This is a genomic window from Marinobacter sp. 3-2, assembly GCF_003751355.1.
Classification (GTDB): domain Bacteria; phylum Pseudomonadota; class Gammaproteobacteria; order Pseudomonadales; family Oleiphilaceae; genus Marinobacter; species Marinobacter adhaerens.
This window is the reverse complement of sequence record NZ_RJUQ01000003.1, coordinates 1-26,728: the sequence shown is the minus strand read 5'-3', so window position 1 is coordinate 26,728 and position 26,728 is coordinate 1. Positions and strand designations below refer to the sequence as shown.

Genomic DNA, 26,728 nt, shown 5'->3' with positions numbered 1-26,728 from the left:
CCTTGCGCGATTGGCATTACTCGCAACTCTCAGGGATGATCAGGCCGAGACAATAGCGGGCTATTTAGCCAGGCTTGTTTGTAGTTGTTTCAACTGACCCTGGAGGACAGCTTTTTCCTGCAGTAATTCGCGATTCTGATCGTTGAGGAACTGGTTTCGGTCGTCAGCCGCTGCCACGCGCTCTCTGAGGTCGGAGATCCGCTGCTGGCAGGCCGCGAGATGTTTTTCAGAATCCGTTAGGGCCGCACCAAGCTTCTCCCGGTGTTCGGCGTCGCTATCTCGCTCCAGCTGGAGGCGGTCGACTGTCGCTTCCAGCGTTTCTGTTCGCGTTGCCCATTGTGTTATGACGGCCTGGCTCGCGTGCAACTTTTCTTTCAAGTTTTCAGCGTGATCCTGACTGGCCTCATAGCGCTGGTTTATTTGGTCGCGATGTTGTCTCAGCGTGTCGCGGTCCTGTTCGCTGGAGCGGAGCTGCTGCGTCAGCTGATCCACCTGACCCTCCAGCCCTGACTGGGTCCTGTGGAACTGGTCCCGTTCATGACGGCGATCCTCGGCAATCTCCTGCTGGTAGTGCTCGAAATGGCTGCGGATATCGCGGTTTTCCTGCTTCATCTCTTGGACGGTTGCAGTGGTCTCACTGAGTTTCTCCTGACTTGCCTCCAGTTTGGACGTGAGTGAGGCCGCCCGGTGCTGTTCCTGTTGCAGAGCGTGGGCCTGGGCATCGCTTTCGTTGCGAAGCGCTTCATTGGCCTTCTCCAGCCCGCAGCGTTGCTCTTCCAGTGACTCGCACCGCTGCCGCACCTCTTCCAGCTCGGTGCGCCATTGCTGTTCCAGCGTCTGGTGCGCTTCGCGCTCCTGCGTAATACGTTCATCGGCCGCGTATTGAGCTCGCTCATGCAGGGCTTTCACGGCGGCCACCAAGTCAGCCGGGAGTCCGTTCAGATCCGCTGCGGCTTCGCTGCCTGTTTTCCAACGTTTCAGCATTGGCCCGAGACTGCTGCTGGTGTACGCGATGACCGCCATTGGGTACGGCGGTACATTCACGGCATTCACCTACCTGACCCCGATCCTCGAAGACGTTACCGGTTTTGCCTCCGGCATGGTCAGCCTCCTGCTGCTCGTCTACGGCGTGTCTGTGGCCGCTGGCAATATCTGGGGCGGTAAGCTGGCCGATCGTTTCGGGCCAACCACAGCGCTGTACATCGTTTTTGGCGGCCTGGCGGCCATCCTGTTCGTACTGACCTTCAGCGCTTACAATCCGGTTACAGCCGTTATCACCCTGCTGGTTTGGGGTGCTTTTGCCTTCGGCAATGTACCGGGCTTGCAGGTGTATGTGGTCCAACTGGCTGAGCGTTACACTCCGCATTCCGTAGATGTTGCTTCCGGCCTGAACATCGCGGCCTTCAACATTGGTATTGCCGTCGGCGCTTGGCTCGGCGGCCATGTAGTAGCCGACATGGGGCTAATGAACACACCCTGGATTGGCGGCGTGATTGTTCTCAGTGCGCTGCTTCTGACCCGCATTTCCGCCACTCTGGATAACCACGAAACGGCTACCGCCTGATCTCTGAATGGCTTCCCGAAAGGGAGGCCCAATATCCAGCTTTCAGTCTACGATGTCATTATCACGTATATGAATAGCAGGAATATGGTTTCAGAGTTTCAGTTCTGGCTTTGCCCCGTGCAAGATGTTTCCGCAGACACTCGTTATTTAATTGAGAGAGGCACCATCGATGAGCACACCGAAAGCGAATACGCATAACCGCGACCACAGCCTGGGCTTTTTTAATTATCTGGATAAATCCACCGAGTCATCACTCTACCGAAATGGCAAGGTGTTGATACGCAGGGATACGGGCGGAAACGACAGCGAAATGCAGGGAGTGGTGCACGACAAGCAGGAAAAGAAGGTTCACAACGGTCGCGTTTTTTCAGGCAATCAGCGTCTTAGCCTTGCCGCCAACGGATTCGAGTTGCTGACCCGGCCGCTCGCACAACCTGGTCTGGATTTTCTGGATCAGCAACAGATCGTTCAATGCTACTACCCGGAATGCGCGAAAATCATAGAGGAAGCGACCGGTGGCCGTGCATTTGCCTTCGACCACAATGTCCGCTCGGTGCTCGGAAAACAAAGCGGAAAACAGATATCAGGCGGACAGCAAGTGCAGGAGCCTTTGCATCTGGTGCATGGCGATTATACGCTCACCAGTGCCCCCCAGCGCTTGCGCGACCTGACGAACCCTCCCGGCAGCAATGACACTCTGCGCAGTGTTCTTGGCGACAAAGAGTCATTGATCTCCAATGACACGGTCGAGCGTGCGCTCGCAGAAGGTGGCCGTTTTGCGATTATCAACCTGTGGCGAAATATATCCAGCGAGCCGGTGGCCACACATCCCCTGGCACTATGCGATAGCCAGACAGTCAACCCGGAAGACCTGGTCGTATTTGAAATTCACTATCAGGACCGTCTCGGGGAAAACTATTTTGCAAAACACGCCGAGCGCCATCACTGGTACTACTTCCCGGAAATGACGGGGGACGAAGCGCTACTGATTAAACAATGGGATTCGGCGGGGCCACTGGCGAGATCTGACGGCAAGCAGGCGGATGCGAGTGATCCGCGATCGCCGTCCACTTTCAGCTTCCATAGCGCGTTCGAAGATCCAGCCACACCTTACGGTGCGCCGGATCGCCAAAGTATCGAAGTGCGCTGCGTCGTCATCTACGACTAAATCACCAACATTTCATCCGAATAAACTGGCCGTCGGGTCATTGGGCAGACATAGCAGCATCGGGTATCAGCGACATCACTAGCGGACCGTTTGTTTTTCGGTTCAACAGCCTTAACCGGAATTATTATGGTTGTTGCGGTTTACGTTCACCTCCAGCCCGGTGTCCCAGCAGTCGGTACTGCCTCTACAAACCAAGCCACCGGTATGAACACTCATCGTAATGGCGCTAGTGGGATTCAATGCCTGGCTGCATTATGCCAATGAACAACACCACACAAATAACAATTCGCCTTTCATCGATTGACAGCCTCGGGGGTTGGCGTTTCACCAACCTCCCGACTTTTTGCCATGAGCAACAGAACGCTGCCGACCAACATCGTCGCAGATGCCGTATACAGTCCCACGGCGTAGTCCCCGTTGTGCTCACGCAGAATACCGGTAAACGCCGGTGCAACGATCTGCGCAATTCCGAAAGAGATTGTCATTTTACCCATGAATTTCGCCGGCCGGGAGGGATAGAAGCGCCCGGCCATCGTCAGGACAAGGCAGACAATGCCCACAAAGGTTCCCCCAAAAAGGATGGCGCCCAGCATCGTCAACATTAGGCTCGGTTCGATGACCGGTAATAGAATACCCACAGCCTGAAGCAGGCTTGCAGCGATCAACGCGTTCATATTCCCAAACCGACGCGCGACCAGATCCCAAAGGATAGCGCTTGGCGCAGCTGCCAGCCCCATGACAAGAAAAGCCCAGACACCCTTGCCTTCCAGTCCTGGAAGCTCATCAACAATTGCAACGATAAAAGTTGCGCTGACAACATAACCAACGCCGGCGCAAAAGTAAGCTGCCGTCACAAGCCTCATGAAGATGGCACCTGGCGGGGAGTCCTCCATGGTTTTGCGATTCACACCACTGGGTATCGACTCTGGCCTTGGCAACCATACCCAGGCCGGGATAAGAATCAAAGCGCCTATGGCGGTCAACACGAACCATTGCTCGCGCCAGTCAAACACGGTATTCATTACCTCGACGGCAACGGCACACAACGCCATTCCCAAACCAACGCCGCTGAACTGAATGCCGAGCTCACCGCGGTGATTGTTTCGCATCAACCAGTTCAGGACCAATCCTGAGCCAATCAACATTCCAGCGGCACAGCTCAGACCCGCAAAAAAACGTAAGATTGCCCAGAGCCACAGGTTCTCAGTCAGTCCCATACCGGCTGTCGTCACGACCGCAGCCACCAACCCGATGCGATAGAGGCGGTCTTTTAGTTCCAGGTCACTGATCACAGAAGCAACCACCGCACCCACGAGGTACCCGAGATAGTTAATCGCTGCAAGCCAACCTCCTTCCGCCGCTCCCAAATCGGTCTGTTCCTGCATGGCCGGCAGCAAAGGTGTGTACGCAAAACGGGCGATACCCATTACCAATATCAGGTTGAGCACCCCTGCGGTTAAAACCTTGCAGCGTTGAATGGGGTCGTTCATAGATACCTCAGGAGTGACGAAAGTGACATTGGTGTTGGCGCGGAAGACAGCTCAGGTTAGCCAAGCGCCCGCTTGACCCAGTCCATACGGTCCTGGCCGAAGAACATTTCATCGTTGACGAAGAAGGTGGGAGCTCCGAACACGCCCCTCTTGGCGGCGTCATCCGTCGCCTCGATCAGCTCAGTTTTTATCTCGGGTTGCGCCATTGCGTTCGCTGCCTGTTCCGAATCAAAGCCAGCGTTGGTTAAGATCTCCCTCAATGCATCCGGGGATGAAAGGTCCTCACCCTGGGCCCATGCGGCTGAGAACATCGCCTGGTTGTAGGATTCGATCCGACCGTTAGATAGCGCCCAGAGCGCCCCTCTCATTGCATTGACCGTGCTGAAAATAAAGTGCGGATTTAACTGGAACGGAATGCCGTAGTGATCGGCATGGCGTTGAAAATCGGATTTGATCCATTCCCATTTGGCTGGAACGGTTACCGGAGAGGTATTGCCAGTGGCCTTGAGAATGCCCCCGAGAAGAATCGGCTTGTAATTGATACGGGCGCCGGTTCCCTCAGTGAGTTCCTTCAATCGCATCCATGCGAAATAGGACGCGGGGCTTATGAAATCGTAATAAAAATCGATGTTCGTACTCATCGTGATTACCTCTTGTTGGAAAGGATCTACCAGGACTCAGAAAATGGCCGCGCATCCTGCTCGAATGTCCAGGCTGACCGGGGCTGTGTATGGAGATGCCAGTAAATGTCGGCGAGATCATCGGGCTCGATGATGCCACCCTCCCCCTTACTGGCATAAAGATCAGGCAGAAATTCAGCGGTCGCCTCATTTCGTATCAGTCCATCAACAATAACGTGACCTATGTGGATTCCTTTAGGTCCAAGCTCCCTCGCCATGCTTTGAGCCAGGGCCCGTAACGCGTGCTTGCCACCCGCGAAGGCTGAAAAGCCGGCCCCGCCTCTCAGGCTTGCCGATGCACCGGTGAACAGGATGGTTCCTTCGTTGCGGGTCAGCATCTTTGCCGCCACCTCACGGCCCACCAGAAAGCCAGCCAGCGCACACATTTCCCAAACCTTCTGGTACACCCGAGTGGTTGTTTCGCAGAGATCGAATCGGACGTTTCCACCCACGTTGAAAATCGCCACCCGTATAGGGCCCAACTCTGACTCCACTCGATTGATCAGTTCAGTTACTTGCGTCTCGTCGCGGGCGTCGGAATGAATGGCAGTTGCCGTGGACCCTAGGTCACTGATTTCCACACAGAGCTTTTCCAGGTCTCCCCGGCGACGGGTCACCACGAGATGGAATCCTTCCCTGGCGAATCGGCGTGCGATCGCCGCCCCTAAATGGTCGCCAGCTCCAACCACCAGCGCGATCGGTTTGTCGGTCGTGCCCATGTTCCTTCCCCTTATCCCGTTACGATGCTGGTAAAAGCGTATCCCATCAAATAACATAATTGAAATCGATTATATGAATCCTAATCACAATCAATGGTTATGTTATGGAGTTGCAGCAATTACGACTGTTTCTGGCGGCCGCAGAATCAGAGAGTTTCACTCGCGGGGCTCGAAGAGCCTTTGTTTCACAACCGGCTCTATCGGCATCCATTGCGAAGTTGGAAGATGAGCTTGGGGTCAAGCTATTCACCCGAAACAAGCGCAACGTTGTATTGACGCCAGCGGGAAGGACCCTATTGGAGCGCGCGACTCGAATTGTCGAGGAATGCAACAAGGCTCGTGACGAGCTGAAACACCACGATCAACAACGCATGATCAGGCTAGGTGTGATAAACACTTTATCCATTTCGCACGTTGCCCGCTTGATCGAGCCTTACCGGCGAGAAAATCGCAGATTAAGATTGCAGGTGTTTGACGCGAGCAAGGAAGAAATGGAGAAACTGGCTGAAAGCGGCCGAATCGATATGGCATTGACTCTGCTCACGGATCGTCCTGGCAACGGTCGTCGTTTTACTCACTCGAAACCGCTTTTTTCAGAGTCCTACAGCATCGCAATGGCCACTCACCATCATCTCAGCAAGTCCCCGTTACTCACGCTTGCGGACCTGGAGAACGAACCATTTGTCTCGCGGTCACATTGTGAGTATCGACAAATGCTGCAACACCTGTTGAAGTCAACCGGCACGCGCCTGAACGTCGCGTACGTCACCAATCAGGATGACCGTGCACTGTCCCTGGTGGAACAGGGTGTTGGAATTGCGATCGTTCCAGAACACTACGATTCGCCCAATATCGTCAAACGTCCACTTACAGAGCTCTCAGCAAAACGGTCGATTGGTTTTGAGTGGGGAGTTAGCGAGAATCAGGACGAAGTTGATCGGTTTGTTGATTTTGCCTCAACTGCCCGATGGCCTGATTAAGGAGCCTCATCGCAATGAAACTTGTCTGGCTTCACGGCCCGCCGGCTGCAGGGAAACTGACGGTCGCCAAAGCGCTTGAGAAAGAACATGGCTTCAAGCTCTTTCACAACCACCTGGCGGTGGATCTCAGCCTGTCCATCTATGATGAGTTCGGGGAGAAGGACTTCCACGACTTCACTAACTCGATCCGACGCCAAACCCTATCCAAGGCGAATGAATTAGGGGTGCAACGGATTGCGATGACCTTCATGACATGCGCAGAGGAGGACAGGGAAGAAATAAAACGGTATCTCGATTTCTTCGAATCTGAAAATATTCAGGTGTTCCCGGTCCATCTTTCGCCAAGGCATGACGTGCTAATCAGCCGTTCCAGCAGCGTAGAGCGCCAAAAGTCCCACAAAATCTCATGCGAGCAACACCTTTCGGAGCTGCTGTCGCAGTGGCGGTTCTTCCCTATTCATCATAGGAATACGTTGGAAATTGATAACTCGGAGAAACCCGCCAAAGACGTTGCACTCCAGATCATGCATCATTTGGAAGCAAACTGAAGGGTCATCGGACGAACGCGTGTTCTTTTTCACCGGTCTTTTAATTGTTGCTTCAGATAGGGGTTCTAGGGATTTTCCGTCCAAAAACGACAAAGTGCTCTGGAAGCCCCGCCATCTATGGCCTCTAGAGGGGTATTACTTTTTCCATATCCCTATTTTGGCTCTGATTGGGTAAGATTTGGCCTTTTTAGGCTAAATCCATGGCATTCGATGAACGTGTTCAAATCTTGTCCGAGGCGGAACAAGAACAGTTTTATGGACCTCCCGCTTTCACCTCAGCAGACCAACGCTTCTTTTTCTCGCTGAACGATAAGGAACTGGCTATCGCTACAAGCCTACGTCACCGGGGTCAGCGCTACATGCTGGTTGTACTGCTGGGCTATTTCAAGGCCAAGCCGGCGGTGCTTCATCCCGGTTTCCACCAGATCAAGCAGGATCTCAAATACGTTTATCAAACCATTCTACCAGGGCCGGGCTGTAGACCCTTTAATCTCACGCCAAAAGAGAACGAACGGATTTACCAACGTATTTTCCAACTCTGCAACTACCAGCGCTGGAATGCCAAAGACCACGGAGCTGCGTTGAGCGCCTACTTATCCCAGCAAGCCAGAGCCTGGACGGCTCCAAGACACCTCTTCGATGCGGCCATTGAGTATTGTTCGAGACAGAAGATAGCGATCCCTGCCTACAGCACGCTGCAAAAGATCATCAGTCAAGTGGTGGGAGATGAACAGGAAGACATGGCCAACCGCCTTGAGCGTGCAATGTCACAAGATCTTAAGCATGCACTGGCGGATCTCGTAAACGGCGAAGGTGCACTACCGTTCCGGCAGTTGCGACAATCGGCTCGTAACTTCACTGGAACCGAACTTGAGAAAGAGCTGGTTGTCTATCGCAACATCCAGCATTGGATGTCAGAAGTGGACCTGCTCTTGAGCCTGCTTTCACTGTCGCAGAAAAATCAACAACACCTGGCGGAGAAAGTCGACTACTACGGCGCCAAACTGAAACGGCAAACCATAAGCAACCAACGGCTGTATTTGTTGTGCTATTTGCAAACGCGATGGCAACAAGCACTCGAACGTATTGCCGATGGTTTTGTGCATCATGTCAGGCAGACCAAACAGAAGGCAAAGGAGTACGCAAAAGAAGCGGTGTATCAGGATTGGCAAAAAGCGGCCAAAAATGTCAGCAAGGCGGCCGAAGTGCTCCATCTATTCATTGATGACGAAATTGATCTGCAACTACCGTTTGCAACAGTAAGACAAAAAGCACTGAACCTCCTGGCCAAAAAGGATCTGGAATCGGTATGTCTCTTCTTGAACGAGCAGCGGCGATCAGTCGATGAAGCCATGTGGCAATACTACGACGAGAAAGAAAGCCTGCGTAAAGGTTTACTGCGAGAGTTATTTCGATGTCTGCGCTTTGAAGGCAGCGATGGCACTCAGCACTTAGCGACTGCCTTGGCGAAAGCACAAGGCGAAATCGACACCCTGGCCCAATTGCAAACCGCCGATACCCGGTTTCTACCGAAAAAAGTACACGAATACCTGCTGGATCGTGACGGTAACATCCTGTTAGATCGTTATGAGTGGTTCCTCTATCAGCAGATTCCTGATCGCCTGAATGGCCAACTAACACTGCCTGAAGTCATTAAATACCGGGCGCTTGATGCTGATCTGATCGACGGGGAGCATTGGCGAAAACATAAATATACGCTGCTGCAACAGAGCCAGCTAACCGATTTGGCCAAAGAGCCTGAGAAACTGATAAAGCAGATGGCCACTGAATTGGATACCCGTTTATTCGAGGTCGGTGAATATCTTGAACAGGAAGACAACCGGAATATCATCTTGCGCAATCCGCAGGGTAAACACTTCTGGCGCTTACCTTCGGCCAGCAAACATCATCTGGTCAACAATCCCTTCTTCCAGCAAATCCCTACAACGGGTGTCGCGGATGTACTGCGCATGGTGGATCGTGACACCGGCTTCATAGACTGCTTCGCGCATGTGCTGGGTTCCCAATCCAGAAGCCGTTCCCATGAATATGATCTGTTGGCAATTCTGGTCGGCAATGCAACCAATCAAGGCATTTACGGTATGGCACAGATCTCTGATCGTACCTATGATCAGCTCAGCACCATCCAGGCAAACTACCTACGTTTGGAAACCTTGAATGATGCCAACGACAACATCAATAACGCGACCGCCAAGCTGCCCATCTTCAGGCACTACAACATCCAGGAGGATGTTTTACACGCAAGTGCCGACGGCCAAAAGTTCGGAGCCCGGCGCGAGACGTTCAAAACCCGTTACTCGTCGAAATACTTCGGTACACAAAAAGGCGTTTCTGCTATGAGCCTAATCGCCAATCATACGGCCATTAATGCCAGGGTAATTGGTGCCAACGAGCATGAATCTCACTACATCTTTGATTTGTTGATGAGCAATACGTCAGACATTATTCCGGATGTGCTCTCAACCGACACCCATGGTGTGAACCATGTGAATTTCGCGTTGCTCGATCTGTTCGGATACCAGTTTGCCCCGCGCTATGCCCAGGTCGGTAAAGTGATCAATGACATGTTTGATGTCAAGGAAGACAAAGACCATAGAATACAGCTACGCTTGAAAAAGCCCATTAACACGCATCGAATTGCGCAGCACTGGGATACCATCCAACGGATCGCAGTATCGCTTAAACAACGGAAAACAACACAAGCCACCTTGGTGAGAAAGCTCTCGGGATACAAGCACAATCACCCGTTGCTGGAAGCCCTGACTGAATACAACCGCCTGGTGAAAGCGAATTATCTACTGTGCTACATCGATGATGCCAGTTTAAGAAACTATGTTCAGCGCGCGCTGAATCGTGGAGAGGCCTATCACCAACTGCGTAGGGCAGTGAGCAGCGTAAATGGGGATCAGTTCCGGGGCAGTTCAGACGAAGAAATCCAGCTATGGAATGAGTGCGCTCGTCTAGTCACCAATGCCATCATCTATTTCAACTCCAGGATACTCAGTCAGCTGCTGACCAGCTTCGAATACCATGGAGACGCCCATAGAATAGGAATCGTCAAACAGGCCTCCCCTGTGGCTTGGCACAACATTAACCTCAAGGGGACTTACCATTTCGAATTGAGCGAAAAATTGCCAGAACTGGAGGAGCTTATGCGCTCAATCGAGGGATATTTACCTGTCAGGGAAAAGTAATACCCCTCTGGAGGCCACGGCCAGAGAGGCCTCCAGAGCACTTTGTCGTTTTTGGACGGAAAATCCCTAGAACCCCACTTTCCGGATTTGAGGGCAAGCTGGACGACCCCCGTACCCGCTTTGTTTCGACCTTATTTTGCTATGGCTGCAATCTCGGGCCAACTCAGACCGCGCGATCCATCACGACGCTTAATCGCCGGCAGGTGTCCTGGCTCAACCTGCGGCACGTCACCGAAGAGCGCCTGGAGCAGGCGATTGTACAGGTTATCAATGCCTACAACCGCTACCGGCTGCCGCGACACTGGGGAACGGGCCAGCGGGCCGCCGCCGATGGCACAAAATGGAACCTGTACGAACAGAACCTGCTATCGGAATACCACATACGGTACGGTGGCTATGGCGGGGTGGGCTACTACCACGTCTCGGATAAATACATCGCGCTGTTCAGCCACTTCATTCCTTGCGGCGTTTATGAGGCCATTTACATCCTTGATGGGCTGATCAAAAACGATTCCGATATCCAGCCCGACACCTTGCATGGCGATACCCAGGCGCAAAGTGCGCCCGTCTTCGGGTTGGCTTATCTGCTGGGTATCAACCTCATGCCCCGAATCCGGAATCTGAAGCAACTGGTGTTCTACAAGCCCGATAAACGCCAGCGGTATGAGCACATCAATGCCTTATTCAGCGAAACCGTCAACTGGAAACTGATTGAAACACATGTACCCGACATGCTCCGGGTGGCGCTATCGATCAAGGCTGGCAAGATCGCACCCTCCACGATACTGCGGCGCTTGGGTACCGCAAGCCTCAAGAACAAACTCTACTTTGCTTTCCGGGAACTGGGGAGGGTTGTTCGGACGACCTTTCTTTTGGATTACATTGGCAACGTGGAGTTGCGGCGAACCATTCATGCGGAAACGAACAAAACGGAAGAATTCAACCAGTTCGTGAAATGGCTATTCTTCGGCGGCGAGGGGGTGATCGCCGAGAATATCCGCCACGAGCAACGGAAGGTGATCAAATATAACCATTTGGTGGCCAACCTGGTCATTCTTCACAATGTGGAGTCGATGACGTTGACTCTTAAAGCTCTCAAGGATCAAGGTCATCATATAGATCACGATATTCTCAAAGGGTTGGCCCCATACCGCACGGACCATATCAATCGATTCGGCGATTATACGCTTGATTTTGATCGGCAGGTTTCACCCATGAGCTACAATACAAAAATAATTTAAATCCAATAGGTTAGTGCACTTTCTGGAGGATTTCGTCAGAATCGTTGCCGACCCTCATTCTTGTTATTGTCAGCCTCCACTCCTGGCCCTTGAGCTCAGTCGAACAATTTGCTGAGCTGTTGGAATCGATCCGCACCATCCTGCCCTACTAATTTTTTGAGACCAGCATCCAGCGTGAATTGTGTTCGCCGATAGTGTTGCAGAAACAGTTGTTTTCGCAACACTCAGAAAAAAACCTATGAAGTCGCGGGAAATTCGCCATCAAATGTTGCGAAACCCTATTGCAAAACATATGATGCAAAAACCATGTGGCTAAAGGTGCACCATGCTCATAGGCTATGCCCGAGTCAGTACAACTGACCAAAATCCAGAACTTCAGATTGATGAGCTTCAAGAGTCAGGGTGTCAGCAGATCTACCAAGACAAGTTCAGCGGATCGACCAGAGATCGTCCAGAACTGATTGCCTGCTTGAAAGCCCTTCGTGAAGGGGACACCCTTATTATTTGGAGACTGGACCGCCTTGCACGATCGCTTCGGGATCTAATCGAGATTGTCGAAGACCTAAAAACCCGCGGTGTCGGGGTTCGATCGCTACATGATCCTATTGATACAACCTCCGCCACGGGCAACCTGGTATTTCAAATTTTTGGAGCGCTTTCAGAATTCGAACGCCGCTTGGTTCAAGAGCGAGTAAAAGCCGGGCTAAAAGCTGCAAGAAAGCGAGGGAGAGTAGGCGGCCGACCACCAAAACTGACAAAAGACCAGGTCAGGCAGGCCCGCATCCTAATTGACGGAGGCGAGAGCCTTTCATCAGTAGCCAAACACTTCGATGTAGACCGCACTACGCTTTATAGACACCTGAAAAGATGACTGCACTCACCTGGCAAACTCCTACCCGCTACTACCGAATTAAAATTCAGAAGGACTTATTCGGGGATCTCGCCGTACTTTGTATCTGGGGTAGCCGGAACAGCAAACACGGTAATTACAAGCTCATTCGTTGTAGCGATATCTCAGAGGTGAAAGCAACCATCCGTGAAGCATCAAAGCTACGAAAGAGGCATGGATATAAGTTTGTCTCCAGGTCAACCGTAACCGAAACTGAAGTCGATCCGAGCCACACTACATTCTGACTCCTCCACGCCGGCACTTCGAAAGCACGCCATAACAGGTCTGTAAAAGATCCACCATCGTAAGCACTAACCATCGAACATCCCTAACCCGAACCACGTTCAGGCTCAAATTGGCGCCGAACCCAATTTAACCAGTCCACTATTCCAACCTCATCCCCTAATAAGGCAACCCTCAAACGCAGTGCAGATATCTGATAGACACCATAACTAACAAACACAGGTTTCAGGGACCGCAACGGCAAATGGAGTACTTTTGAGTCATCCGATTGAGTGCGTTGAGGCGATTCGTTTAGAACGTGCCTATATCGAGCGATGGTCTGCCGTGATACCCCGGCAACTTTTGCCACTCCCACCATCGTCAATGGCTGGCCATCACGTTTTAACTTTTCGCAAGCCTGCCTGATCGTTCGTTCCGTAACTGTTCGTCGAACCTGGTGCGTCCGTTTTGCGGCCAACCGCTGCTTTTCATCAAGCGGGAGGTCCCCATTGAGAGCCATGACGCCTCGGTGACAGTCGGACCGGCCGGTGTACCTCGTCCAGGTCCATCGTCCCACGCTTTTAACAGTTGCCCTTACCTGGCTTTGTCGAAGGTTCTCCTTGTGCCCTCGCAAACTGAAACAATTCTGCTGATTGGCAAACTGTCGAAGCTTCCGGCAAAACGATTGATAGGAGCCTTTATCGCGCTCTTCCCCCACAATGGAATAGGCAAAAAAACGTAGCTTTTCGAATAAGGTACAGTGGCGAGAATGAGCGACAGAATCTAAATTGGGTTCCTTGCTCCAGTAAGGCTTTACAGTCAGCTCTACGTGTTCTGCAAGTTCAGCAAGGTCATAAACGTGGTCATGGAATTCGGTAGTCTCCCACCACCGATGGCCAGGCGTTTTCGCTACGGGCCCGCTATAAGCCGCATCAGCATCCAGCCGCATTCGGAAGGCATCGTAGACCGCATTCATGAAAGCAATGGGTTTGGCGCGAGCATTCTCTCCAGTCAAAACCGGCTCTATTGCGTAGAACAGATGAGCCTTACCGTTTCGACGATTCCTCACAACCAGGTTCGGAGGGGGCAGATCCTGGTCTTGCCAGATTGTGGCGTTCGCATGATCAAGGTCAAAGATCAGCCATGAAACCACGTTAGCTCGGTTTACCTGGATGTAGGGATGTTTGACCGCGAATTCCCTGGGCCGAACCAACCCAGCGGTTTTGTTGTCCGAACAGCGCGCCAGATATGGCATTTCCTCAATTACACGGGAAAGAGGAGATCGCTGATTTCGATATTGATAGGGGGGCGTGTACGTCCGTGCTGTCCGCTCAGCCATGCATAACCTCCCACTCTTTCAGGAGGTTATCGATACCCCGAGGGACACGACCGGATGTAGACGTATGGTTTCCAGTTGGTAGACCGAGCCGGCGGCACGAGACCCACGAACTGTTAGAGGCGTTGTTATTCTTCTTTGCCACGCTCTGATCCTCGATCCTTCGAGGGGGCGTGGCTCCACTGTAGCGCCATTTTTTGACCCCAAAAGTTGAACACAGGGGTGGGTCGCGCTACACTTACAACTGTTGAGGAGTTGTGTGTGCGTAGCGCCCACCTTCTACGGCACTCAAGTTGCAGCTTGGTGCCAAATATTTCGAAAAAAGGCCCGTTTACCAGACGGGCCTTTTTTTATGCCGATTAATTACAGCATGGCGAACTCCGCTTGAATTTGTTCGGGAACCATCCGCCGAATGCCTGTGACGTTGGCACTCTTGCGGGCTTTCCATAGGTCGTATTCGAGTTGCAGGCTCAACCAGTGATCGGCCGGGTATCCAAAGGCCGCCTCAAGCTTCAAAGCCAGCTCTACCGTAACGTCCAGCTCGCCATCGATGATGCGATACAGTGTCGTTCGAGCGATCTGAAGGTTCTCAGCAGTCGGTTTTTTAGGCAGCTGGAATCGCTTTAATTCCCGCTCTAAAAACTTACCTGGATGTTCTGGCTTAAATTTTTTCATGGCTGAACCCCTACGACTGACTATCGCAGTGTAGCGGCACAGGCAACACTGCGCAAGAGCGTCGCCGAGTCCGCTACACTTGATCAACTAGCGCATTGATTCAATTCTGGAATCTGATTACAGGAAAGTCTCTCGTACGCCCATTCACGAACCACTTCTACTGGTAGGTTTCCGCCATTTTCGGGCATTGAGGATAGGATCTCAGCAACAAACGCCGGATACAGAAGCTTCGCACAATGCGAACACTGACCCTGTGCCATAGGCCATTCGCTACCAGGGAACAGATGCTGAAGCATATTCACTGCAAGGGAGGATAGTAGGTCTTCATCATTGGCGCACCGATCCCAGGCCAATGAAGCCTCCAACCACACGAGCTGCGGGAAATTTGTCTTCAACCGTCCATTCTGGCGAACACAAACAAACTCTGAACCCTGAAATACTGCGGTATCCATACCCCAAATTCCTATATAAGATTATATAGGTGCTAGTTTAAGTCCGGGTAAAATAAGCGTCTGTAGGAAAAATAAGACAAATGTAAAAATTACAATACATGCCACTCATCCTGGTGCCTCATCGCCAAGAAGACGCTTTCTTGCCGGGTTTCGACCTCAAGCTTCTCGCAGATCCGACTGACATAGGAGTGCACCGTTTGTGGACTAATCTCTAGTTTTGAGGCTATGTCGACCGATTTCAGGCCGTCGCACAACCCTCGCAAAACCTCCCGCTCCCGCTCCGATAGGCGATCAAAGACAGAGTTTGGCTGACCGTCCTCAGTTGGCCGGACCATCAACCCGCTTCCCCGACCTTGTACTATCTCTCGAACTCGTTCTGTTATTCCATCAAGCGATTGGTTTAGGTCAATGAAGGTATGAACGCCACGAGCCAGAAGAACCTGCGGCCGAGGATGGGAGCCCAGCACCACAATTCGAGTGCCTGGATAACGTTGACGTAGTGGCTCCAGGTTCCTGAATGCGACCCGACTCAATTGTTCTACTTCTATAATGATAATCTTGGGTTTCAGCTTCATCTGATCGGATCCCAGCACTGTCAGCTGAGTCTCCACCTCCAGATCAGGCAGTTGGTTTTGTAAACCAAGCTCTAACATATCCAAGATTAACCGGTGCTGGTGTATCACCAGAATATCGGTATCCATACCGCACTCCTTACTACCCACTACGTTGGGAATGTCACAGAGCCCATAAGGCGATCCTCCCTTGGATCCACCGTCAGGCTCCACCCAACCCTTTCCATTTCCGCCAACGCCAAAAGCAAGAGTGCATTCCGGAAAAGTGTTTCCTGATCCCTGGCAGATAGAGGGTCTAAATACGAATCTCCAAATGCGCCGCATGCATCAAAGTTTACAGTCAGCCGGCCTTCCTCTTTCGTAACATCGAATGACGGGCCAGGCGGGCCACTGCACCGAGTTATGAGCTCCATGGAGCGGACCAGTGGAATGCTGTCTGTGTGGCGAGCATTCGAGTGGCGGGGCTCCTCAGCGCAAATCAATTGGCAAGCTCGCAGAAAATCCAAGGCAATGCGGTCATCATCGGATTCCGACAGCAACCCAACGTCTGTCCAGTGGGATGTGTGCGTGGATGCAACCTTGGTAACCACATCGAGGTACTTGTCAGCAACGGTCTCCGGAAGCTCCAAGACATTACAAATTGACCGGATATCTCCAATACGTCGTCCGCGAGTCTTTTCCTCCCAGGCTTTGATATGCGCTTGAGTGCGAGCGTTTTCCAATTCCTTCTGAAGTTGCTTTGCCCGCGCCTCTTCGACCATTTTTACGATCAAGTCGGGCTTCCATGGCTTCTCAATGTAACCATAAACACCCGCTTCGTTTACGCATCGCCGCAGGGGCTCAACGTCTGCGAAGGCCGTTGTAATCAATAATTGGATGTCCGGAAATCGTTGACGAATCGCTACTAAAACCGAATCCCCTGGCATTTTCGGCATTCGCTGGTCTGAAATAAGGACATCAATTACAAGACCGTCAGCAAGCGCGGCCAAGGCGTCCTCACCACTGATAAACGTATAAACCTCGAACTGTTCACCGAACTCCCACTGAAACATTTTCAGCGCCTGAGTTTCATCGTCGATCAGTCCAACTCGAGTTGGCGTCATTGGCTTTCTTGCTCCAGCGACAATATGGCCTGCTTGGCCCTGGCAGTCCAAAGCTGACTTCGCAGCCGCTCCACTTCGATGTAAATCGCGTCAATATCACAGATTACGTCCACGCCGAGGCGATTTAGGCCAACCCGGATATGCTGGGCAGTTGGCGAAGACATCGCCAATAGTGAGACCGCACCTGTAACCCTTTCCAGGTGAGTGCGCTCCAGCCAGTCAAGCGGCGGATCGACCAAGACTAAAAGATCGTAAGCCGGCAGGCGCGTCTCCGCGAAGGAGATGTGAATAACATCGCCGAGTCCGGAGAGCTCCGGAGCAGGGAATTTTCCATCAGGCCCCGCAAACACAATGCGGGTTTTCCAGTCGGTCATGCTAATCCTTGCAAGAATAAGGTGGCTTCAGTGCCAAATACTTCGAGCGCTTTTAAGTGTGCATTAACGCGATATGTGAAAAGGTGATCCGCGTCCAAAAACCGGCCCTTGAGCACGACCTTGGCTATCTACAAGCGGTAGTATGGCCAACTAGGATCGTTTAGTGAAAGGAATCCCGGTCATGAATCATGCGTTTGCCAATCATGGCATCCCGCGAACAGTGAATGTAGATGGATTAACCTGCCTGGCGTTCAACGAGCAAGCACCAGGCACGCCGGTCGTATTGATTCATGGTCTGCTCTGTTCAATCTACTTCTGGTATCCCAAGCATCTTAGTGTTTTTGGAGACCGTCCGGTTTACTCCATTGCGCTACCGGGACACTATCCCGCACCGGCCTTGAAATCGGGAGAACAGATTACTCCAGGTCGACTGGTGGAGGCAGTGTTCTCCCAGATCGAAGCTCTCATTGGTCAACGTAGGTGCGTTCTGGTGGGGCATTCTACCGGAGCTCATGCGGCTTTGCTGGCAGCGGCAGCCCGCCCTGAAAAAGTAGAGGGTGTCGTTTCTATCGGCGGATCTTTGTCGGGAAAAGAAGAAGGAGGGATCTACGCAGCGTTCCAACGGCTGGCTAAATTTGGTCTCCCAGGGCGCTCATTGATTGCTCTCGGCCTGAAAGTTAATGCGGTCTCTTTGGGAGTCCATAAGATCTTCATGCGGGATGTTGTCGCTGAGCCAGATCGGTTTTTCGAGGATACCGATGCCAACCACTACGTTAGCTACTATTTCCCCGCGTTGAAGGCTATATCCGGTCTTTCGATGGCAAGTTACTTCCGCGACTTGGCAAGTCTTGACCTGAGACCCTATATGCCAAAGGTTACAGCTCCAGTGCTTGTTATGTCGGGCAACCAGGACCCCTACGTTCCTATCCCCAATACTGAAGCCCTCCATGCGGCCCTCACCAATAGCAAAATGACTCTGATCGACAGATCAGGCCACTTGCCAATGTTTGAGAACTGGCCTCTGTATCACGCAGCCATGACGTCTTTTATGGATCGAGTATCGAGCAAGGCCGATGTTGAAGAAACTGCACGCTAAGCTCGGACGATTCAGTCCGGCCTTTCGAGATCTTGGACATCTGGATGAATATCGCGCAGGCTTTCGTGAAAAAAACTGGGCAGATCGGGCGTATCTGAACCAGATCGGATGCCTAGTGAGCATTGTCATCGTGACACTGGGCATCCCGCTCGACTACATTGTTTACCCTGATCATTTCGCGCAATTTACAGCCCTCCGGCTTTTCGAGGTCGGGTTCCTCGCTTTGATGTTCGGCCTAACAACCCTCCCCTCGATGCGCCCTCACCTCTTCAGGATTACTGCCATCTTTACTGGATCAGTCATCGCCACGGTGTGCGTGATTATTTATGTCACTGAGGGAGCCGTTTCACCCTACTATGCGGGTATCAACCTGGTGATGATCGGTATTGGTTTCATCATGGGTCTGACCTTTCGAGAGGCGGTTTTTTACACCACGTTTTCGGTGATGGCCTACCTATTCGTCAGCGTTTTGGCGGGCATTCCCGACGATGCTTGGCGGATTGTTATAAACAACGGTTACTTCATTTTCCTCACCGGCGTGATTGCGATTCTTGCAGCCTACTTTTCTTATCGGGTTCGTTTCTATTCCTACGCACAAGAAATGCAGCTACAGAAATCCAACGAAGCGCTCCAGGAAATGGACCGCAGAAAATCAGAGTTTATTGCTAACGTTTCCCATGAATTGCGAACACCCGTGGCCGTCATTGTAGGCCCGGCCAAACACCTTTTGCAGCAGCAGGCGAACCTACTCCCCGCACCCGCAAGGAAAGTCTTGGAACAAATCGTTCGCAATGGAGGGCGGCTGACCAAGCTGGTCAATGACCTACTCGAACTAATGGTGTTAGAAAATACCTCCCAAACAACCGTAAGCTACACCCGCCTCGATCTAGCTGAGGTTCTCAAGGTTTGTACCGATCAGCTTGCACCGCTTTTTGGCCGCGACAACCACCGTCAATTATCGACCAGTTGGCCCTCATATCCTGTCTGGGTGGAAGGCAACGAAAGTCAGTTAGAACGAGTTTGCTTCAACCTGATCCAGAACGCCTACAAATTTACCGACCCTGACGATGGCCGAATAAACGTTGAACTCTTCGTAGAGAATGACCAGGCCGTCCTGAGAGTTGAGGATAATGGCGTAGGAATTGGCACTGAGCACCACGAGATTATTTTCCAGCGATATCGGCAGGCCGACGGTTCAACTTCCAGACAGTCCCAAGGCACAGGCATAGGGCTTGCCCTGGTAAAGGAAATTGTAGAGGCCCACTTGGGCACCGTTTCCGTGCTTAGCCAGCCTGGCGACGGCGCCACATTTACTCTTCGGCTTCCCTTGACAGAAAATCAAGCCGGCGCCCCTGCCCAACAGCCAACGGATAATAAGGACCTTCGTAGGGAGGCCGAAAGCGATTACCTGCTCAATTTTGATACATGCTCGGCTCCAGAAACCACCGGTAAAGCCTATCGATCACCGGGAAAACCGTTGATCATTCTTGTAGAGGATGAGCCCGACATTGCTTCGATGATGCTGGATGCGCTGAAAGCCGACTATGACCTGGTGTGGCTGAACGAAGGGTCTACAGCCGATGAACACATAGCATCCCATCTTCCGCACGCCATCCTCCTCGACCACATGCTCCCGGGGAAAGATGGCTTGGAAGTCGCTCGAAAGCTTAAGCAGGACCCAGCGACATCTACAATTCCAATTCTATTGATTACCGCTAATGCCAGGGACACGCTCAAGCAGGATGCCTTAGATCTGGGCATTGACGAATTTATTGCCAAGCCTTTCAGCTGGGTAGAGCTCAAAGCCCGCGTGAGTAATCTGGTACGGCGGTCTAATCTGGAAAAAGCCCTTAGCGAACGAAACCATGAACTGAGCCGCGCAATGGATGATCTACGCCGATCAGAAGCGCAACTGATTCAATCCGAGAGGTGGCGATCGATATCGCATTTATCAGGAGCTCTGATCCACGAGATTGGCAACCCCCTCAATGTGGCTTTAAGCGCCGTGAGGATTGCGAGTAAACACAAAAATCTAGATATCCGGAACGAAGCTTTGGAAGAGGCTCAAATCGGCCTCGAACGAATCGGCAATCTTGTTGGGGATCTCAAAGACTTCTTGACCCCTGAGAATACGCCTGTCGTGGAGTCAGTGCCGCTGCATCGTGCCGTCGCCCAAGCGAAAACCCTCCATGCTGAGCGCCTAGCCAAGATAACAATCACAGAAGAAGGGCTGCATGACACGTTGGTCTTTGGAAACAAGAATGCCCTGATCCAAACCATCGGCAATCTGATAGGGAATTCCCTCGACGCTTTTGATCGCTTCAAATCACAAAATCCTCAGATCAGCATTATCGCCAGTCGAGATACCGGCCCGGGAGGCCCGGTGAGCCGCCTTCAGATTTTGGACAATGGACCTGGACTACCCGGCCACTTAATACCAACGCTCTTTGAGCCGTTCAACCCAGGCCCCGATAGCTCGGGGCTCGGTATTGGCTTGTCTATTTGCCAAACTATGGTTACGCAAATGGGAGGTCAGATCCGTTTGGTTCCAAGCCATAAGGGTGCCGCATTCGAAATAACGCTATCAGCAGCTCCGGATCAGCTCCCAACGACCAACCCTGCATCCACAAAGGACAAGCAGGCAACGTCATAAGTGGTCCGATTGTGGTCTGGTAATAAAGTCGGTAACAAGGTAATAAAGTTGGTAACTCATTCCGCTGGGGATACGCACAGTAGCCGGTGACGTACCCCAATATTCCCATAAAGGCCTGTTTTATGGGGTCTCCCTAAGTTAGGGGGTGGCTTAACGTGGTACATTGGAATTTGGCACCAAGAAGCGAATAGGAGCATGAATTGCCAAAGCTAAGGCCCACTCGAAGATTGCTTGCTGATCCAGAGCATGGCCGGGGTAAGGCCCAGGTTGTTGATCGTCCCGGGCAGCTAACACACATCCTTTGGGCCGCCTCCCGTGGCAACCTTGGTCGCCGGAATGTCGCGGTCATCTGGATGCTGTTTGGGAGCGGCATGCGGGTGAACGAGGTGGCACACCTGAAGGTATCTGATGTGTTCTACCGGGACGGAGCGCTCAAAGAGGTGTTTATTATCCGTGGGCCGACGACCAAGACTGATCAGCACCGGCCCGGGTTTATCCTTGCCAAGCAGCATAGGGAAGCCCTTTTATCATGGCGGGACCAGCGGATTGCCGAAGGAGCTTTCACTTCACAAGACGGTTCCTATGGCGGCCTTGACCCTGAATCCGACCTTATCCTGGGCAAGCGCGGGAAGACTTGGCGACGGTTAGCCTTCAACGACAAGAAATACAAGACCAGTAGCGGTGAAGTTGTGACTACGAAAGTATGTGGATCGCTGGAGAACCTGGTGCGTGAACTACTCAAAGGGGCGGGGCTTAACTACGGCTCCAGCCATTCAGGCCGTCGAACGTTGGCGACCTGGCTGGATCGAAAGGGGTATGACCTGGAGCTTATCCAGTTGATACTTGGCCATCGAAACCCGGGGATGACACTTGAGTATATTGATCCGGACCTTCAACGAATAAAGGCAGCGTTCCAGAGTATCTGGAAAGGCGTGAAGCCGGCTGTGTGAATTTCACAACATTAGCAAACCCAAAACTAGACATATACGTCTAGTATGGTAAAGTGGAGATACTAGACATATATGACAGGCCGTAAGATGACAGCTTTTCATCAGGCTGCACGGGAGAAAGGCTGGACCCTTGTTGAAATTGGTCAACGCTGGGGGGTTAGCGAACGTCAAATGAGCCGGATTGCCAACAACCCTAGCCAGAAAGATCTCGATGCTGTGCGGGGGCTTCCCGCCAAAAACGGATAGGAATACGAGGACCAGCATGTTTACAAGTAAGCACGAATCACAATTAGCGCTTGAGCAAGAAAAGACCAAAAAGGCGCTTTCTCTGGCAATGATCGAAAACAGTGACCCTACGACCCTCCGGACAGTCACAACTGCATCTGGTGAGAAGGCAGTAATTCACCTCAGCTTGGTTAAGAGCGTAATTCAAGAGGAAAAGGGTTGGTACTACAACGATCCTGAAAGAGACACGCTGCTGATTCGTTATCTCGATGGAACTTGGGAACGTCTTGAAATGTTGGTGGAAGATTTCGCAAGCCAGACTGGCCTTAATGTGTGATTGGAATTCGGGAACATGGACGCTGAAACTGTCATGTACAAAACGTTGCTTGTCTCTTTCGTGGTTGCCTTCGTCGGAATAATAGCGGGGCATATCAGCGAATCACTTTCTTGGTTCGATGCATACGTTGGCGCGATCGTAATCCTTGTTGGATTTGGCCTTGTGCTCTTGCTGTATCTCCACTCACAAATATTTGGGTAATTGGAAAACGTTAACACGCCAAAAAGTATGTAGCCGTAAGGACTGCAACTTCAAAAATTCCGCACGAATTAGCGCTATAAGGAACGCTATGTTTAACACCATAACCCAGACCGTTGACACCAAGGATGTTGCAAACGCCCTAAAAGCTCTATCGGGCATGATGCTGACAGAGGCCCAACTTTCCAAAAAGAAGGTTGTCGATGAATCAGGGGCAGTACATTTTATATGCCCTGGCATGATCACCCGGATCACTACAGCTCAGCTTTACGAACCTAAGCGCACTGGCTCGAAGGTCTTTTATATCACCGGAGAAGCGTTTGCTGTTGACCTTGCCACTTCTGAGCTTGCAAAGCAGCTCGGTATTGAGTGACGCAAAACCACAATGGAATACGGGAGTTCGCTATATGAAAGAAGGCCTTATTTTTGGAGCGCTCTCAGGAGCCGCGGTAGCTGCCCTATTCGTCGGGCTCATTGGCTGGCTTCAGATTCAAAAAAACTACGACTTTGCGACAGCCACTGGCGCTGCTCTCATGGCAGCTTTGGATGACATAAATGCATTGCAGCAGAAGTGTGGTGAACACTGCTCAGAAGTGCCTTTAAGGGTCAAGGATGAGATGAGCGCCGGTTACTGGAACAAGAACTAATCATGGGAATTCGGGGAGATCGTTGATGACAAGAAAGCAACACCTATTAGAGCTTTTGTTTATGTGGATTGGCTCCTGCTGAAGTGGACCCCAAATTTTGGACAGGTGCCTAAGCTCTGATTCATCATCTCCACGAGGAGGAGAATCATGAGCAAGAAACGCAAGCAATACAGCGCATCATTCAAGTCCAAAGTTGCTCTGGCCGCCCTCAAGGGTGACCAGACCACATCCGAAATTGCCGCCCGTTTCCAGATTCACCCCACCATGGTCAGTACCTGGAAGCGCGAGCTGCTGGAGAACGCTCCCGATCTCTTCGAAGGCAAGAGGAAGGCCGGCAAGCAATCCGATGAGCCCAGCACAGACGAGCTTTACCGCGAGATCGGTCGACTGACGGTGGAACGCGATTTTTTGTCGCGCAAGCTCGATCAGTAAGCCGTCAACAGCGGTTGGCGATGATCGAGCGTGGTCATCCCCAAGTCAGTCTTTCGCGCCAGTGCGAGCTGCTCAAGCTGAGCCGCTCATCGGTGTACTACGTCCCTCGTGAGCAATGTCAGGAGGATCTGGATCTGATGTACCTGATTGATCAGCAGCACCTGAAAACGCCGTATTATGGCTCTCGCAAGATGCGGGTCCACTTGCAGCACCAGGGCTACCGCATCAACCGGAAGCGGGTGCAGCGGCTGATGCGCACCATGGGCATTCAGGCCGTGTACCCGCGACCAAGAACCAGTGTTCCGGGCGACGGGCACAAGGTGTACCCGTACCTGCTCAAGGGCTTGAAGATCGATCGTCCCAATCAGGTTTGGGCAACTGACATCAGCTACGTGCCGTTGGCGCGGGGCTTCATGTATCTGGTTGCCATCATCGACTGGTACAGCCGCAAGGTGCTGTCCTGGCGGATCTCCAACACCATGGACACAGACTTCTGCGTCGATGCCCTGGAGGAGGCTCTACAGCGCCATGGAACGCCGGAAATCTTCAACACCGATCAGGGCGTCCAGTTCACCAGCGAGGCCTTCACAAGCGTTCTCAAAGAGCATGGCATCCGGATCAGCATGGACGGCAAGGGCTGCTACCATGACAACATCTTCGTGGAACGGCTCTGGCGCAGCCTCAAACACGAGTGCGTCTACCTCACTGCCTTCGAGGATGGCCAACACTTGAAGCAGGCGCTCCACCGGTACTTCCGGCATTACAATCAGACCCGGTACCACCAAACCCTTGATTACCAAACGCCCGATGAGGTGTACTACGGGCAACCCATATCTCTGGCAGCCTGAGCCAGGGAAACAACCGGATCATAGCTTAGGGACACCATCAGGTTGTCCAACTGATTGGGTCCACCTCATGCGCTGCATTGTTTGTCGCATTGCAATTCTCGAACACAGCTATTCCGCTTGGTCATTTTTTCATTTATGCAAGCTTTGGAGCTTTGGCTGGTTATGGATTCCGGGCTATGGCGTTGGCTGCACTACGATGATGGGAATTCGGGCAAATGTTTGAGTCTGAAAAAACATACAAGGTTCTTTGGCTTCTAGCCCTGACGTTAATGTTTGTGTTCGCTTTCATCGGCATCCCCTGGGCGTGGCTCAACGAAGGGGCTGATCCAAAATCTCCGATCGGAGCACTGGTTTGGGTAATTAAGGGTTTTTCGATCGTTTTTGTATTGAGCGTAATCGTTGTTGCCATTCGCTGGTCAACGCCCAAACCTGATTAAGTGGGAATACGTATGACTGATGGAATGAAGACTGCCCTTACGTTCGCCCTCCTGGCCACCTTGTTCATGGTGGGAGCGACGATGACCAGCATCACTGGCGTTACCGAGTGGAGACTGCTTGGTGTACTGCCATTTATCTGCTTGGGCGCTAGCGCGATGGTATTCAGATGGCCGCACTACATGTACCGCTATTTCAGTAAAGTCTCTGAACGCGATTCGGAACGGGGCGTTGTGTCGATTCATACCGTGGGTGTCATCGGCCTCGTAGTTGCGCCAGTGGCAATTTACTGGCTTTTTATTGGCTGATCACAAACGTTGGAAATCGGGAGATCCGAGTTATGAAGATAGCTTTAAAAGTGCTTGGTGCGGCTGTCGCGTTGTTTTTCGCTCTTACTGTTAACGCAGATGAGACTTTTGACGGCCGTGAAATCGCTCAGGCTATGAAAGAGGGCTTTGCAAATGGATATGTCGATGCTGAGATCCGAAGCTCATGTCTCATTCAGACCACGGCCGAAAACCGTGAGTATGTGGCCAACGAAGAAGGTTGCCGTGAGTCCTTGATTAAGCTTCAGGGAGTGCTCTCGGAAGGTGGAGGGCTGGCTGATCAAATCGATCAAGTGAAGCGCTTTCGGGCGCAATACGGCATCTAACTGAGCATTGGAATCCGCTATGAAGAACAGCTTTGAGCAGAAAAACATACATGTCATTGATCCTTCGCCTCTTAGCTCAGAGATGCGTGATCGGATCTCAAAGGCGAAAGTCTCTGATCGAGGAGGAATTAATCCCTTTGATGAGAGATGGTTCATGTCTACGCCGGGGAGCGGATTGAGCTACATAAATAATGGTCGGGAGCCTGATTGCGACAATCGTGTGCAGCCGCCGACTGACGCTATGCGAAGAGCTACGACTAAAGGTAACGACTGATTGGAACCCGGTTTGATGAACTATAAAGACGTGCCCAAAAATGAGCTTGAGTCCGAAAGATACTCAAGTAAGACCATATCCACGCTGCTGGGCCAGGCTAAGCGAGAATACCGGCAATCTCTACGGAAGTCTGTTGCGAGAAATGTGCCGTTGCTGCTGGGCTCGTATCTGGCGGTCTGTGCGTGTTTGGCAGGTTACGCACTTAGCCACGGCGAGAGCATTTGGCTGTTTTCGGAGATCTATGTAGCGCTGGTTTGGCTCTGGCTGCCAATTGTCTTCTTGCTTCTCATCCAGTGGTTTCGGCATAGACCAACGGAATCGACAATAAGAGAAGAGCTTGGTTGGTATAGAGAACTCTCAAAAACTGCAACACTTGAAGCATGAAACGGGATTGGAATTCGGTACAAAGTTACCAACTTTATTAGTACGGGTTGCAGGCTTTCCGGCGTTTGAACAGCGAATTTTTGCCAAAAGTTACCTATTCTATTTTCCAGGGTCGTGTTCGCAAATCCATTTTATGCGGCCTTCGGCGCTGATTTGTTACCAACTTTATTTCAAGCCCACACTTGCGTCTATTCCGCGGCCGGGTGCGCTATACCCGGCACGTTACCAGGTCGCTGGCCACCAGGCCGGTGATATTGACATGCAACCACTTGTCCAGTAACCGTCCGGTGATTCCACCTTGAGCCAAATCGCCTGCCGACCAAAAGGCTCGAAGCTTACCACCCGGTCGATTCCGGTCAGATCCAGAAA

General features: G+C 51.9%; 25 protein-coding genes and 2 pseudogenes. 18 read left to right on the top strand and 9 right to left on the bottom strand.

From position 1 onward, the window contains the following. Nucleotides 1-60 precede the first annotated feature (60 nt). Nucleotides 61-984, bottom strand: a complete 924-nt coding sequence (locus EDB94_RS01390; RefSeq protein ID WP_260312494.1) for a DNA-binding protein — start codon at nucleotides 982-984, stop codon at nucleotides 61-63. Between the two features lie 4 nt (nucleotides 985-988). Here EDB94_RS01390 and EDB94_RS01385 point away from each other — a divergent pair. Continuing rightward, nucleotides 989-1,564, top strand: a pseudogene (locus tag EDB94_RS01385) (MFS transporter); the annotation flags it as partial. Between the two features lie 169 nt (nucleotides 1,565-1,733). After that, complete coding sequence (locus tag EDB94_RS01380) at nucleotides 1,734-2,732, top strand: CmcJ/NvfI family oxidoreductase (RefSeq protein ID WP_108019869.1); 999 nt, start codon at nucleotides 1,734-1,736, stop codon at nucleotides 2,730-2,732. Nucleotides 2,733-3,025: 293 nt separating this feature from the next. Here EDB94_RS01380 and EDB94_RS01375 read toward each other — a convergent pair whose 3' ends face one another. From EDB94_RS01375 to EDB94_RS01365, 3 genes are read right to left on the bottom strand one after another with little or no spacing between them, the layout of a single operon-like run. After that, nucleotides 3,026-4,222, bottom strand: a complete 1,197-nt coding sequence (locus EDB94_RS01375; RefSeq protein WP_108019867.1) for a YbfB/YjiJ family MFS transporter — start codon at nucleotides 4,220-4,222, stop codon at nucleotides 3,026-3,028. 56 nt (nucleotides 4,223-4,278) lie between these two features. Beyond that, complete coding sequence (locus EDB94_RS01370; RefSeq protein WP_108019865.1) at nucleotides 4,279-4,863, bottom strand: 2-hydroxychromene-2-carboxylate isomerase; 585 nt, start codon at nucleotides 4,861-4,863, stop codon at nucleotides 4,279-4,281. A gap of 26 nt (nucleotides 4,864-4,889) precedes the next feature. Next, on the bottom strand, nucleotides 4,890-5,621 hold the full coding sequence (locus tag EDB94_RS01365; protein WP_108019863.1) for an SDR family NAD(P)-dependent oxidoreductase: 732 nt from the start codon (nucleotides 5,619-5,621) through the stop codon (nucleotides 4,890-4,892). Between the two features lie 104 nt (nucleotides 5,622-5,725). Here EDB94_RS01365 and EDB94_RS01360 point away from each other — a divergent pair, with 104 nt between their 5' ends. From EDB94_RS01360 to EDB94_RS01335, 5 genes and pseudogenes are all read left to right on the top strand, one after another. Next, complete coding sequence (locus tag EDB94_RS01360; RefSeq protein WP_108019861.1) at nucleotides 5,726-6,601, top strand: LysR family transcriptional regulator; 876 nt, start codon at nucleotides 5,726-5,728, stop codon at nucleotides 6,599-6,601. 14 nt (nucleotides 6,602-6,615) lie between these two features. Continuing rightward, nucleotides 6,616-7,149 (top strand): hypothetical protein, encoded by a 534-nt coding sequence (locus EDB94_RS01355; RefSeq protein ID WP_108019859.1) that lies wholly within the window; start codon nucleotides 6,616-6,618, stop codon nucleotides 7,147-7,149. 200 nt (nucleotides 7,150-7,349) lie between these two features. Further along, complete coding sequence (locus tag EDB94_RS01350; protein ID WP_008169784.1) at nucleotides 7,350-10,364, top strand: Tn3 family transposase; 3,015 nt, start codon at nucleotides 7,350-7,352, stop codon at nucleotides 10,362-10,364. Nucleotides 10,365-10,444: 80 nt separating this feature from the next. Next, nucleotides 10,445-11,605: pseudogene (locus EDB94_RS01345) on the top strand (transposase); the annotation flags it as partial. Between the two features lie 325 nt (nucleotides 11,606-11,930). Next, nucleotides 11,931-12,476, top strand: coding sequence for a recombinase family protein (locus EDB94_RS01335; RefSeq protein WP_062786891.1), 546 nt, complete (start codon nucleotides 11,931-11,933; stop codon nucleotides 12,474-12,476). A 346-nt stretch (nucleotides 12,477-12,822) separates the two neighbouring features. On the opposite strand, the gene EDB94_RS01330 is transcribed toward EDB94_RS01335, so the two are convergent. The 5 genes from EDB94_RS01330 to EDB94_RS01310 form a co-directional block, all read right to left on the bottom strand. Further along, the gene (locus EDB94_RS01330) at nucleotides 12,823-14,055 is read right to left on the bottom strand and encodes a replication initiation protein (RefSeq protein WP_108019858.1); all 1,233 of its coding nucleotides are present in this window, start codon (nucleotides 14,053-14,055) and stop codon (nucleotides 12,823-12,825) included. Between the two features lie 360 nt (nucleotides 14,056-14,415). Next, nucleotides 14,416-14,727, bottom strand: a complete 312-nt coding sequence (locus EDB94_RS01325; protein ID WP_062786896.1) for a HigA family addiction module antitoxin — start codon at nucleotides 14,725-14,727, stop codon at nucleotides 14,416-14,418. A 541-nt stretch (nucleotides 14,728-15,268) separates the two neighbouring features. Beyond that, on the bottom strand, nucleotides 15,269-15,880 hold the full coding sequence (locus tag EDB94_RS01320) for a response regulator transcription factor (protein ID WP_181259088.1): 612 nt from the start codon (nucleotides 15,878-15,880) through the stop codon (nucleotides 15,269-15,271). A gap of 20 nt (nucleotides 15,881-15,900) precedes the next feature. After that, nucleotides 15,901-16,854, bottom strand: coding sequence for a response regulator (locus tag EDB94_RS01315; protein ID WP_108019854.1), 954 nt, complete (start codon nucleotides 16,852-16,854; stop codon nucleotides 15,901-15,903). After that, on the bottom strand, nucleotides 16,851-17,228 hold the full coding sequence (locus EDB94_RS01310; RefSeq protein WP_062786907.1) for a hypothetical protein: 378 nt from the start codon (nucleotides 17,226-17,228) through the stop codon (nucleotides 16,851-16,853). Before EDB94_RS01310 ends, EDB94_RS01315 begins: the two co-directional genes overlap by 4 nt. 181 nt (nucleotides 17,229-17,409) lie before the next feature. Between EDB94_RS01310 and EDB94_RS01305 the strand changes: the two genes are divergently transcribed. From EDB94_RS01305 to EDB94_RS01250, 11 genes are all read left to right on the top strand, one after another. Further along, nucleotides 17,410-18,324, top strand: a complete 915-nt coding sequence (locus EDB94_RS01305; RefSeq protein ID WP_062786910.1) for an alpha/beta fold hydrolase — start codon at nucleotides 17,410-17,412, stop codon at nucleotides 18,322-18,324. After that, nucleotides 18,302-20,977: an ATP-binding protein gene (locus tag EDB94_RS01300; protein ID WP_108019852.1), complete on the top strand. Its 2,676-nt coding sequence runs from the start codon at nucleotides 18,302-18,304 to the stop codon at nucleotides 20,975-20,977. The genes EDB94_RS01305 and EDB94_RS01300 overlap by 23 nt, the downstream gene beginning before the upstream one ends. A gap of 200 nt (nucleotides 20,978-21,177) precedes the next feature. Further along, nucleotides 21,178-21,927 (top strand): site-specific integrase, encoded by a 750-nt coding sequence (locus EDB94_RS01295; protein WP_108019850.1) that lies wholly within the window; start codon nucleotides 21,178-21,180, stop codon nucleotides 21,925-21,927. Nucleotides 21,928-22,189: 262 nt separating this feature from the next. Then, nucleotides 22,190-22,489 carry a hypothetical protein gene (locus EDB94_RS01290; RefSeq protein WP_108019848.1) on the top strand — a complete coding sequence of 100 codons (300 nt, stop codon included), beginning with the start codon at nucleotides 22,190-22,192 and terminating at the stop codon, nucleotides 22,487-22,489. A gap of 289 nt (nucleotides 22,490-22,778) precedes the next feature. Next, nucleotides 22,779-23,060, top strand: coding sequence for a hypothetical protein (locus EDB94_RS01280; protein ID WP_108019844.1), 282 nt, complete (start codon nucleotides 22,779-22,781; stop codon nucleotides 23,058-23,060). A gap of 34 nt (nucleotides 23,061-23,094) precedes the next feature. Beyond that, complete coding sequence (locus EDB94_RS01275) at nucleotides 23,095-23,334, top strand: hypothetical protein (protein ID WP_108019842.1); 240 nt, start codon at nucleotides 23,095-23,097, stop codon at nucleotides 23,332-23,334. Nucleotides 23,335-23,481: 147 nt separating this feature from the next. After that, a protein-coding gene (locus EDB94_RS01270; protein WP_108019840.1) for an IS3 family transposase occupies nucleotides 23,482-24,614 on the top strand; the annotation gives its coding sequence in 2 pieces (ribosomal slippage) (nucleotides 23,482-23,752 and nucleotides 23,752-24,614; 1,134 coding nt in all). Nucleotides 24,615-24,829: 215 nt separating this feature from the next. Beyond that, on the top strand, nucleotides 24,830-25,051 hold the full coding sequence (locus EDB94_RS01265) for a hypothetical protein (RefSeq protein ID WP_108019838.1): 222 nt from the start codon (nucleotides 24,830-24,832) through the stop codon (nucleotides 25,049-25,051). 12 nt (nucleotides 25,052-25,063) lie between these two features. Further along, a complete protein-coding gene (locus tag EDB94_RS01260; protein WP_108019835.1) occupies nucleotides 25,064-25,357 on the top strand; it encodes a hypothetical protein in 294 nt (97 codons plus the stop codon). 32 nt (nucleotides 25,358-25,389) lie between these two features. Further along, nucleotides 25,390-25,701, top strand: coding sequence for a hypothetical protein (locus EDB94_RS01255; RefSeq protein WP_108019833.1), 312 nt, complete (start codon nucleotides 25,390-25,392; stop codon nucleotides 25,699-25,701). A 289-nt stretch (nucleotides 25,702-25,990) separates the two neighbouring features. Beyond that, nucleotides 25,991-26,359, top strand: a complete 369-nt coding sequence (locus tag EDB94_RS01250; protein ID WP_108019831.1) for a hypothetical protein — start codon at nucleotides 25,991-25,993, stop codon at nucleotides 26,357-26,359. Nucleotides 26,360-26,728: the final 369 nt, after the last annotated feature.

Coding starts and splice junctions, on each gene's coding strand:
- EDB94_RS01390 (WP_260312494.1), bottom strand. CDS start 984: ATGCTGAAACGTTGGAAAACAGGCAGCGAAGCCGCAGCGGATCTGAAC.
- EDB94_RS01380 (WP_108019869.1), top strand. CDS start 1,734: ATGAGCACACCGAAAGCGAATACGCATAACCGCGACCACAGCCTGGGC.
- EDB94_RS01375 (WP_108019867.1), bottom strand. CDS start 4,222: ATGAACGACCCCATTCAACGCTGCAAGGTTTTAACCGCAGGGGTGCTC.
- EDB94_RS01370 (WP_108019865.1), bottom strand. CDS start 4,863: ATGAGTACGAACATCGATTTTTATTACGATTTCATAAGCCCCGCGTCC.
- EDB94_RS01365 (WP_108019863.1), bottom strand. CDS start 5,621: ATGGGCACGACCGACAAACCGATCGCGCTGGTGGTTGGAGCTGGCGAC.
- EDB94_RS01360 (WP_108019861.1), top strand. CDS start 5,726: ATGGAGTTGCAGCAATTACGACTGTTTCTGGCGGCCGCAGAATCAGAG.
- EDB94_RS01355 (WP_108019859.1), top strand. CDS start 6,616: ATGAAACTTGTCTGGCTTCACGGCCCGCCGGCTGCAGGGAAACTGACG.
- EDB94_RS01350 (WP_008169784.1), top strand. CDS start 7,350: ATGGCATTCGATGAACGTGTTCAAATCTTGTCCGAGGCGGAACAAGAA.
- EDB94_RS01335 (WP_062786891.1), top strand. CDS start 11,931: ATGCTCATAGGCTATGCCCGAGTCAGTACAACTGACCAAAATCCAGAA.
- EDB94_RS01330 (WP_108019858.1), bottom strand. CDS start 14,055: ATGGCTGAGCGGACAGCACGGACGTACACGCCCCCCTATCAATATCGA.
- EDB94_RS01325 (WP_062786896.1), bottom strand. CDS start 14,727: ATGAAAAAATTTAAGCCAGAACATCCAGGTAAGTTTTTAGAGCGGGAA.
- EDB94_RS01320 (WP_181259088.1), bottom strand. CDS start 15,880: ATGGATACCGATATTCTGGTGATACACCAGCACCGGTTAATCTTGGAT.
- EDB94_RS01315 (WP_108019854.1), bottom strand. CDS start 16,854: ATGACGCCAACTCGAGTTGGACTGATCGACGATGAAACTCAGGCGCTG.
- EDB94_RS01310 (WP_062786907.1), bottom strand. CDS start 17,228: ATGACCGACTGGAAAACCCGCATTGTGTTTGCGGGGCCTGATGGAAAA.
- EDB94_RS01305 (WP_062786910.1), top strand. CDS start 17,410: ATGAATCATGCGTTTGCCAATCATGGCATCCCGCGAACAGTGAATGTA.
- EDB94_RS01300 (WP_108019852.1), top strand. CDS start 18,302: ATGTTGAAGAAACTGCACGCTAAGCTCGGACGATTCAGTCCGGCCTTT.
- EDB94_RS01290 (WP_108019848.1), top strand. CDS start 22,190: ATGTTTACAAGTAAGCACGAATCACAATTAGCGCTTGAGCAAGAAAAG.
- EDB94_RS01280 (WP_108019844.1), top strand. CDS start 22,779: ATGTTTAACACCATAACCCAGACCGTTGACACCAAGGATGTTGCAAAC.
- EDB94_RS01275 (WP_108019842.1), top strand. CDS start 23,095: ATGAAAGAAGGCCTTATTTTTGGAGCGCTCTCAGGAGCCGCGGTAGCT.
- EDB94_RS01265 (WP_108019838.1), top strand. CDS start 24,830: ATGTTTGAGTCTGAAAAAACATACAAGGTTCTTTGGCTTCTAGCCCTG.
- EDB94_RS01260 (WP_108019835.1), top strand. CDS start 25,064: ATGACTGATGGAATGAAGACTGCCCTTACGTTCGCCCTCCTGGCCACC.
- EDB94_RS01255 (WP_108019833.1), top strand. CDS start 25,390: ATGAAGATAGCTTTAAAAGTGCTTGGTGCGGCTGTCGCGTTGTTTTTC.
- EDB94_RS01250 (WP_108019831.1), top strand. CDS start 25,991: ATGAACTATAAAGACGTGCCCAAAAATGAGCTTGAGTCCGAAAGATAC.